The organism is Photobacterium sp. OFAV2-7 (genome assembly GCF_022347985.1).
Classification (GTDB): domain Bacteria; phylum Pseudomonadota; class Gammaproteobacteria; order Enterobacterales; family Vibrionaceae; genus Photobacterium.
This window is the reverse complement of record NZ_JAKRFQ010000097.1, coordinates 1-9,390: the sequence shown is the minus strand read 5'-3', so window position 1 is coordinate 9,390 and position 9,390 is coordinate 1. Positions and strand designations below refer to the sequence as shown.

The 9,390-nt window shown below is 46.8% G+C and carries 8 protein-coding genes; 2 read left to right on the top strand and 6 right to left on the bottom strand.

All coding sequences use genetic code 11. The annotated features are described in order from the left end of the window. The 6 genes from MHN01_RS08180 to MHN01_RS08155 all read right to left on the bottom strand — a co-directional run. Window positions 1-520, bottom strand: a 520-nt coding sequence (locus tag MHN01_RS08180) for a CpaE family protein (RefSeq protein ID WP_370646462.1), incomplete at its 3' end; no start/stop codon positions are given. Between the two features lie 2 nt (window positions 521-522). After that, the gene (locus MHN01_RS08175; protein ID WP_239410899.1) at window positions 523-1,146 is read right to left on the bottom strand and encodes a CpaD family pilus assembly lipoprotein; all 624 of its coding nucleotides are present in this window, start codon (window positions 1,144-1,146) and stop codon (window positions 523-525) included. Window positions 1,147-1,154: 8 nt separating this feature from the next. Then, a complete protein-coding gene (locus tag MHN01_RS08170) occupies window positions 1,155-2,570 on the bottom strand; it encodes a type II and III secretion system protein family protein (protein WP_239410897.1) in 1,416 nt (471 codons plus the stop codon). After that, window positions 2,563-3,432, bottom strand: a complete 870-nt coding sequence (gene cpaB, locus MHN01_RS08165; RefSeq protein ID WP_239410895.1) for a Flp pilus assembly protein CpaB — start codon at window positions 3,430-3,432, stop codon at window positions 2,563-2,565. Before cpaB ends, MHN01_RS08170 begins: the two co-directional genes overlap by 8 nt. 47 nt (window positions 3,433-3,479) lie before the next feature. Then, entirely contained in the window at window positions 3,480-3,665 is a 186-nt protein-coding gene (locus tag MHN01_RS08160; RefSeq protein WP_192928706.1) for a Flp family type IVb pilin, read from the bottom strand. A 63-nt stretch (window positions 3,666-3,728) separates the two neighbouring features. Next, the gene (locus MHN01_RS08155) at window positions 3,729-6,401 is read right to left on the bottom strand and encodes a hypothetical protein (protein ID WP_239410894.1); all 2,673 of its coding nucleotides are present in this window, start codon (window positions 6,399-6,401) and stop codon (window positions 3,729-3,731) included. A 204-nt stretch (window positions 6,402-6,605) separates the two neighbouring features. Between MHN01_RS08155 and MHN01_RS08150 the strand changes: the two genes are divergently transcribed. Together MHN01_RS08150 and MHN01_RS08145 are read left to right on the top strand one after the other, a co-directional pair. After that, window positions 6,606-8,642 carry a hypothetical protein gene (locus MHN01_RS08150; protein WP_239410893.1) on the top strand — a complete coding sequence of 679 codons (2,037 nt, stop codon included), beginning with the start codon at window positions 6,606-6,608 and terminating at the stop codon, window positions 8,640-8,642. Window positions 8,643-8,873: 231 nt separating this feature from the next. Beyond that, a complete protein-coding gene (locus MHN01_RS08145) occupies window positions 8,874-9,224 on the top strand; it encodes a hypothetical protein (protein WP_239410891.1) in 351 nt (116 codons plus the stop codon). The last annotated feature ends 166 nt before the right edge of the window (window positions 9,225-9,390 follow it).

Below are 9,390 nucleotides of genomic sequence, written 5' to 3'. Positions count from 1 at the left end.
GAATCGAAGCCAGTGTCGGTTCTACAATGACAACTCTAATATCACTGGAATGAAGGGCACCAAAGCCGACCTGATCCCTTAAGCAAAATGCAGGGATATCCCACACCAAATACGCAGCCTGCTGCTGACAAAATGCAGAGAAGTGTTCAAATTCATTCAACTCAGGCCAAAATGCCTGCTCCAGTTTGGCCTGATAACCGGTAAATGCGGACAGGTTACCGGTAACCTTCACGCCGCTACGTTCATACACCACAGGCTCAAGACGCTCAGGGTATTGCAGCATTTCCAACAAGGCATTGTTGGATTTGAACGACAGCTGAAGGTCTAGATCACCGGTAATGAAATCAAGATCGGCGCAGGCTACATTCGCATCCGGACGCTTTGCCAGGCCCCATGCAATATTGGCAACCAAAGACGTTGTACCTGCACCACCTTTCGCGCTGGCAACAGCTATTCGCTTACCACGCTGCGGCTGTTGATGAAAAGCCGATCCAGTATGTGTTGTATTTTGCATGTCCATGATTACTTACCCTGCCCTGCCATCACACCATCTTTCGGAGATGTCGGGCTTGTTTTGTACGTGCCGGAGTTGTAGTAGCTATCAAGCGTCGATACCGCTTTGCGTCCTTCTGTTGCCCCCAGGGATTCACCGACAATCAGGTCACGCGGGTTTGCTACCATTTGCGCTAATGCATTGGCGTTGGCACAGCCGAAATTCGGTGAGTTTTTGAAGCTATTGCCAATGGTAATTGGCGCTTTTCCTGCCTGACAACGCTGAGCCACACTGCGGTATGTCTCGACAATTAAGGTCAAGTCCGCTTTCGATGCAGGCAACGCCGCATATTGCGCACTGACCTGTGACGGATATACCGCCTGTTGTTTCAGTAGCCCCTTAAGATCCGGTGCAACCTTGGCACCACGACGGGTGTGGGTATCAATACGAACCCGCATTGCCGATGGGTTACCCAGTCGATAGATAAAATCAGCTACCGCTACTTTATCCTTGCTGCTAAGTGTTTTGCCTTGTAGTTGAACCGACATCTTGTGAGTCACTACTTCGACTTGTATTTCTGGCTGGCGCTGGATGGGATCACCGGCACACGCACTTATCAGTACGCTGATAAAAAGCATCAAAATTATGCGCATAAATTACCTCAGTAATAGAATCCGTTATCACCCAGCAGGCGCGGCTGGCGGTTATCAGAGCGAATAGTGTCACTATCGGTTTCTGAATGAGTTTTAGGTTTTTTGACCCCCAGCAGACGCTCGACATCACTCAATGGGATCAAGCCATCAGTCGGTAACGGTAAGGTATCGGCACGGGTTGGCTGTACCAGATAGGCAGTGGCAATAATAATTAGCTCGGTTTCTTCACGCTGGAACTCATTGGAACGGAACAGGCTCCCAAGGATTGGAATATCACCTATGAAAGGCGTTTTTTGCAGCTGTTCGATCTCTTTTGACTGCAAAAGACCACCTAGTGCAAAACTTTGCCCACTCGCCAGTTCAATGGTTGTTGATGCTCTGCGTGTCACAAACGTAGGGAAAGAAGAGCTGCCTTGAGGGCCACCAATTTGGACATTGGTTTCGGTAGATACCGTGCTCACTTCAGGTTCAACCTGAAGGCTGATTCGGTTCGCACTCAATACCGTCGGTTTGAAATCTAATCGAACCCCGAATGGCTTGTATTCCACCGTCGCGTTATCGGAATACACCAAAGGCAGAGGCACTTCACCGCCAACAAGGAATGAGGCTCTCTCGCCACTAAGTGCAGTCAGGTTCGGCTCGGCCAGTACCGACATCATACCGTTGGTCGCCAATGCATCTACGATAACAGACAGATCCGCCCAAGATGCCGGGTTTGTGCCACCTGGTACCCCACCGTAGTTATCCAGGAAGGCGAATGTGCCCGCACCCAGACCAGTGCCTTGCGATCCCCACTTAATTCCCAACTTATTAGAAACCTTGCGGGATACCTCGGCAATTCGAATGCGCAGGTTAACCTGCGTCGGCATTGTCACAACAAGCTGGTTGATTAGCTCGTCTTTTTCCTGAGCAACAGGCTGCTCGGAAGACGCTGAACTCGCAGCATTACCCGGCTGATTTGCCTCACCCTCTGCCGGAGCAGCCGTCATTTGCTGAGGCGATACATAGCCTTCTGCCAGACGAACAATCTTTTCAGCCATTGTCGGCGTCGGTACCTGACCTTTCAGGAATAGCTTTCCAGCTGTAGATTCGGCGTTCACTAGTGCATCAGGAAACTCTTTGGCAACAAGTTCATTTAGCTCCACCACATTATGGCTAACTTTCACAGTGGCCGAATAAATAACATTTTCGTTGGCATCGAGTACATATAACGACGTCGCTCCGGCCTTTTTACCAAATACCATTATCTTGGTGTTGGTTAATGCCTGGTAGTCAGCCACTTCATTGCTGGAAATAAAGATTGATTTCGCATTATGTGGCAGGTTTACCAATCTGGCTTTATCCAGTACGACATCTAATACTTTTGCCTGCAGGCTAAAACTCATGCACAGCAGAATAAATCCACCGAGTATTTTATTAATCATCTTGTGTTCCTGCATTATTCATGACGCGCTTTTCTTTTGCACGAAACTCCACCAATCCAATGTCTGGCTGAACCTGCTTGATGTCAGGGAAAATATCATCAATATTAATTTGTTTAATATCGGCAATATCGGTATCCGGGTTATTTTGGCTACGCAGTACCATTGATAACGTGCCTAACTGGTTCGCCAAAATGACTTTATTCGCCTGTACTGGTGAAACTTCCAGCGTCACTGCACTGTTGTCCGGAATAAAGCCTTTGTATTTTTTCTGCGCTTCGATATAACGGTCAGCCTGAACGGCATCGTTAAACGCCAATACCCTGACATTCTGGGCAATGGTTTTTACATACAGGCTTTGGGTTTCATTGCCACGGGTACGCAGTTCCTGCTCTTTCGAAGCCAACAACAAGACATCGACATAGTCGCCCGGCCCAACAAGGCCTGAGTTAGCCGTAACCTGATCAACCGGTACGGATACGGCACGATAGCCAGGGCGCAGCATGACTGACAACACACCACCCGATTCCGGGTTCAAAAAGTCGGACACACTCAAGATCTGCCCTGCCGGGTAATCACCCGCCACGACTGTATCGGTCAGCCTTGCTGTATCGAAAATTGCCTTGTCGATATAGTCAAGACGATGGCTTACCTCGCTTTCATTGACCGTTTTCCATTCAAACAATGAAGCGCTATAGTGGCGGCCGGCTTTTACCGGTACCGAGGTCACCAGTACCTCAAGTGTTTTTATTTCTGCTTGTTGTTCCGCAATAACAGCTTTTGGCTGAGACAAGTTAAGATATAACCAAACCAGTCCGGCTAGCGAAATAAACACAGACAAGTAAACTAAACGTTTTGCTTTCATTATTAATTCTATTTATTTTGGAAATAACACTTCCACACCAATATCAATTAACCTTTATTCTGAACAGTTTCTAGACGGTTAATCACTTCCTCATAGGTATCATTTATGGCCTTTGTCAGATCACCATCATCACCTAAAAAATTCAGCATAATTAATGACATTGCAGCAGCCAAAATAGCGTATTCAATCGCAGCAGCACCACGCTGTTTATTTTTGTTATTTCTTATTTTCATTTTTCATTTCCATTTTTCGCAAAAAGCAGCCAGCTCCAGAGCTGGCTGCATAGGGTTTAATAATTATTCAGCGATGAAGCGATATAGAGTACGAGGCAGGTTACCAAAACAGAATCCGCCACATTCAGGCTTAACGACATCGTTGCTTGGCTCTGCAATTTTTGAAACATCCAGACAATCCTGATAGCCCGGAGAAGAAACACTTGGTTCAGACGATACGTAACAAGCTTTTTGCGGGTTGCTCCAATCAGAATTATCGACAGTCACAGCCATGTAGCTAAAGACATTCGTATCATAGACTTTTTGTTTGGCATTCTCTGGGTTTTCAGAAAACAGGCCATTCAGCTCTGCCATTGTCGGGTTTCGCCAAGTATCCAAACCACACACGGTTCCAAATGCGCCCAGTGCCGAATTGATCTCAGGTACGGTCTTCAGGCGAACATCGCTATTGTTCGAGTCAAACAACTGCCACACCTTACCGTCTTTTGCTCTTGCACATGCCGCTTCGGCGCGGTTTTGGGTCACAGTACCTGCAGCGGTTAGCAGCGTATAGTCTGAAGCTGGTGCGCTTTGGGTATACGCCTGATCATTGACCAAGATATCACCAGCAACGCGACCAGTTTCAGCATCCGCACCGACACGAACCTGGATACTTCCTTCAGCGTACGCTTTATCTTCTAGCTGATAAGGGTTGTTATTAAGACCAACAGCTTTCCAGTCAGCGGCTTCAATCTTGATTTCATAGCTTGTTAACTGAGGATAGTCTGCAACCAGTGTCCAGCCGAACGTGTTGTTAGCATCATCGATAACCGGCGCTGTCGGTGCGTCAGGCTTAGCAGTAAAGTACGCATCCGAACATGCTGCGATACCGGCAACATTACTATCTTTCACATTGGCTTTAACACGCAAACATACATCACCTTTGGCAATGTTCAGATCGCCAACCGATGCCGGTTTGGTACCTGCAGGGTTCCAATCACCCGCGCTGGCACTGTTGCCATTCAGTGATATTTCATAGGAAGAGGCACCGTCATAACCAGTGACAAGATCCCAATCAATGGTGTTGGCAGCGTCATCAATACGCAAATTTGTCGGCGCTGCTGGCTTGCCTGTTTGTGCCGTGAACGCCTGTGTTACCTGAGCAGCTTCACCAGCAGGCATGCCGTTGGTCGAGTTTGCCGCAACACGAAGCTGTACCCAACCAGCATCAATGTCGACGTTGCCGACCGATAGCGGTTTCTCCGTAACGGTATTCCACGTTTTGCCATTATCAAGACTCACTTCATACTGACCAAACTGAGTAAAGCCAGTGACATAGTCCCAATCAACAGAGTCTGTTTCATCACTTATCGATGAGATGGTCGGTTTTACCGGCTGTGAAGGGGTGATAGTAAAAGGTGTGGTCGATGCAACTTCACGGCCAGCAGGTTTTAGCTCTGCGCCCGAGTCATCAGCAGCGACACGAACTTTAAGATCACCGGCGGCAATCGCAACATCACCAATAGTAACTGGCTTTTGCGTCGCTGCCTGCCAGGTCTTACCGCCGTCAATTGAGTATTCGTAGCTGCTAGCGTTGTCGTAACCCACGACAAGATCCCAGTTGAACTGGTTCGTCGCATCATTGACGGTGATAGAAGCCGGAGCAGCAGGGAGCTGTGATTCAGTCAGCGGCTGGGTATTTTTAACCACCTTGCCCGCCTTCATGTTTTTGGCCAAATTAGCAGTGACACGAACCTGAATATCACCCGCAGCATAAGCATCCAGTCCAAGGCGAATTGGCTTGGCCGTCACTTGCTGCCAGGTTTTTCCGGCATCGGTTGAGTACTCATACTGCGCAGCAGAAGTCAGCATACCAACCCAATTCCAATCGAAGGTACGCGCAGCTATGTTTAGTTGGCCTTGTTTTGGTGCCTGAGGCTGAACCTGAACAGTATTACCAACCACATCATCGCGTGACACCGTCACATCAGAAATAAAGTCTTTGATCGTTTCCTGAACATGTACCGGCGTATTATTTACTGTACCCACCAGTTTGTCAGTTTCAGTTTTCAGCGCCGGTAAATCAATCAAGGCCAACTTAACACGAGAACCAGAACGCGCATCACTTTGAGTCACACCGTCAGAAGCCGCCGCCTTCTCAGCTTCCTGCATCAAAGAGGTCAATCCCTGAGCCAACGCATGAAGCTGTTTATCCTGAGCATGAGATCCTGCCAGGAAGTCTGAAGTTAGTCGCTGGCTATCGACACCAAGACTGGTTGCCAACATGTCTCTTGCTGCTTTGAAATCAACACCTTGTTGGGTTGCGACCACCGAGGTTAAGGTAGTTAGCGGGCTTACGACAGCTGGCAAAGTAGCTGGGGCACTCAGCGAAAAACCTTCTTGGAGAGCTGATTGCGGAAAATCCATATCGACGGTTTTATTGGCAATGGCTTCGACCAATACATTGTACTGGGACAAATCAGCGTCAGTGCGAGCAAGAGAATAGGCACCCTGGCTGTCGGTCCATACCGCTTCGCCATCACTCGCATCACACGTCAAGTTATGGTTGAGATCCAAACACACTTTGGCATTTTTCAGATAACCATCTAGCGCAACACCTGAAATGACTGATGACGCGGCTGAATTGCCCGGCTTAGAATCAAGCTTAGAATCCGAGCCTGAGCCGTTACAGCCAATCAATAATGAGCTTGCGATCACTGTGAGCGCAAACGATGTTTTTTTCCCTTCTAGCACCATACCACTAACCTTCCTAAAACCGTTTAAAACCATTCATATGTGAAATTGATAGAAGCAATTTTTTGACGCATGCTAATGGAAATGATAGTAATTATCAATTATATTTGAGTCTTTGCTTTAAAAAATATCTACAAATCACTCATAAAGGCTGACAAATCGGTCAGTTTTGGCCCATAACATTTCTATCGGTTAAGTATTATTTTTATGAATGGAAATTTTAAGATATCAAGAATTGCGACATTTTTAGCTGGTTGTAGCTTTCTTGTCGGTTGCGGCAGTGACGACGCATCAAACACGCCGAGCGTGGAATCTTATGCCTACAGTAAACTCTCTGTTTGCATTGATGCCGACCTCGATGGCACCTGTGGCGAGCTCGAACAAAAAATAACGAAATATGCCAGGCCTACTGACAATAATCTGGCGCCTTATCTCATTAGCGAAGAGGGTTATTTTCTAACGGCTCCGGCATCGGCAACGGTTGTTACCCCGTTTACCACCTTGATACAAAATGAAGTGCTGTATAATCCGCTCGTTGCCGGTGATACTAAGCTTGCTCAGCAACAATTACAGGCTATCTTCGGCGAAAAGTACGGAATTAACTTCAATCAGCTGGCTTCTATGCATGGTCCAAAAACTGAAACAGAAATGCTGCTGGCTTCCTTCAGGCATGCCCTTTCGCTTCAGGGAGAGTCGAGTTACCTCAAGATCTCTGCTGCCGTCGATAAAATGATCAGTGAAAAGAGCTTTGATATCACTCAATCGCTAACACAGTCTGATTTAGACACCAGCTATGTCAATCTAAACAACCGTTATCTGCTTTCAGGCTCTTACCCAGTTAACTCGTTGTTTTTGCCCGATTCAATAACAATGAATGAAGGCACAGGTATGCTTCTGGCATTGCTTAGTGATAAGAAATTGCTACAAGTAAATTCAGCTTCAGGATCATATTCTTCATTCTCACCTGCAGTCACAGCGGAACCAGATCAAAAAACGGCCAAACTAGCTGGTTACGACAGCCATCACGATGATGATGACGATGATGACGACCATCACGGCGGTGGCGGTATCGTTCTTCCGCCTCAAAACCCTTCTATCCTAACCCATGCCACTCAAGGCAAGGATGACCGCGAGGCTTACCTGCTCTATCAACCAAGTATTGCTGGTGACAGTTCAATCAGTAACACCTGTAATGCCACAAGCACCAATGGCATTTTCCTATCTGAAATCGGCAAAAACAGCCAAACTACCAAGCTGACGGCATCAACAAAAATTGACGCATACGGCGGCGCTTCAGGCGGCACGACTATCCCACCAATAACGCCACCCGTTTCTGGTCCAGCTACCTCGCCGGTTGCAGAGGCACAATGCTTAAACAACCATATCAACGGATTAACGCCGCTTTATAAAAAAAGCCTGATCGCTGCGGTGTTTACCAATGGTTCCAGCTCTAACTCTGAGCTTCAGCTACTATCGAGCACAGAGCTCAAGCAGACTGGAAAGCGCTACCCGCTTTCTTCAACTCAGCCCTTGGTTGTAGCCAACAAAAACCAGTCACAATTAGCTGTTATTGAAACTAGCAATTCTCAGGCAGTGATCCTGGATAGCAGCACACTTGCACTACAGACAAGTATTAACAAGAGCAACATTCAGGCTGCAGTATTTGCCAATAACGACAGCGAATTACTCGTCAGTGACGGTGGCAAAATACTAAGCTGGTTCAATATTGCCAATCCTTCCAACCCACCTGCAACTTTGGTATTAGACGATAATATTATTAGACTGGTATCGGATCCTAGTGGTCAGTTTAGTGCTGTACAGACCAGCAATCACATACACCTCATCAATAACCAGACAAGAAGCATCATCAAGTCAGAGCCTTATGCGAAAAGCCTAGTCTATGGCATGAGTATGCTAAGCGACAAGATTGTCATCTCGCGCTCTAAATCTATTGATTATATCCAGTTTGGTAACCTGATCGGCTCACCGCTAAAAGTTGGCTACCAGTTGATGAACAAGGAACTTATCAATAAATGGGCAACGGCTTCCAGTAACTCCTTCAACTCAACTACGCTCGGTTATCTGCTTCAGACCATTGGAGAAAGTGCTGAAATCAGCCAGGAATTTAACAATATTGATCTGGAATGGTTACCAGCCAATGCCACAACTGCCGATGATGTTAAAGCTGTAATGCTTTCAGGCTATTATCGAAATGAGCGGATAAGTTTATACAAAAACCTCTAATCTGGTAGCCAAATAACACAAACCTGACGCCCAGCATATGCTATCTCCCACTACGTAGACTGGGCGTTATTTCCTTTGAAACTTACCTAACCATACACTCCGAGTTGCAAACTAAGTGCAACCATTTGGTTAAATAATGGTTATCAAACAGATAAAAACCCGAGCTAACTCACTGACATTATTAATTACAGCAGCTATAGTCCTGTGTAAATTTCATTAAGCTTGCCAATAATGCGCTTCTCTGCCTTCAATAAAACCATGCTGCTTGTCAGTGCCCTGAGCTGGGTACTGGTAACTATGATGCCTGTCATCAATGCGCATGGGGCAAATGCAGGCGTATGGGCAACACTATGTACCGTCAACGGCTTTGAACGCGTTCTTATCGAGGAAGGCAAACCGGACACACATGCAGGAAAGCCCTGTCCGTTCAGTCACTTTTCGACCTTCCATTATGACCGACTTCCAACTGCACCTCTCTTTGAAGTATTGAGCTATGTTATTTCAGACAGCTACACTTATTTGGCTCTAAGTGTACGATTTGAAAGACAAGTTCCCCGTGCCCCGCCTGAAAGCCACACGTAGCAAGTTCACCTTTTGTACCGTTTCCGCTATTTCGTATTTCTTAAGTTATTTGCCATAACCGAAGCAACACGCTGAAAAGTCTCCACCTCTTCGTCTGTCAGGCCTACGCGCATTTGCTTGTCAATCTCCGTTTCGGCCACTTTAATCTGTTCCATCAGGCTTTTGC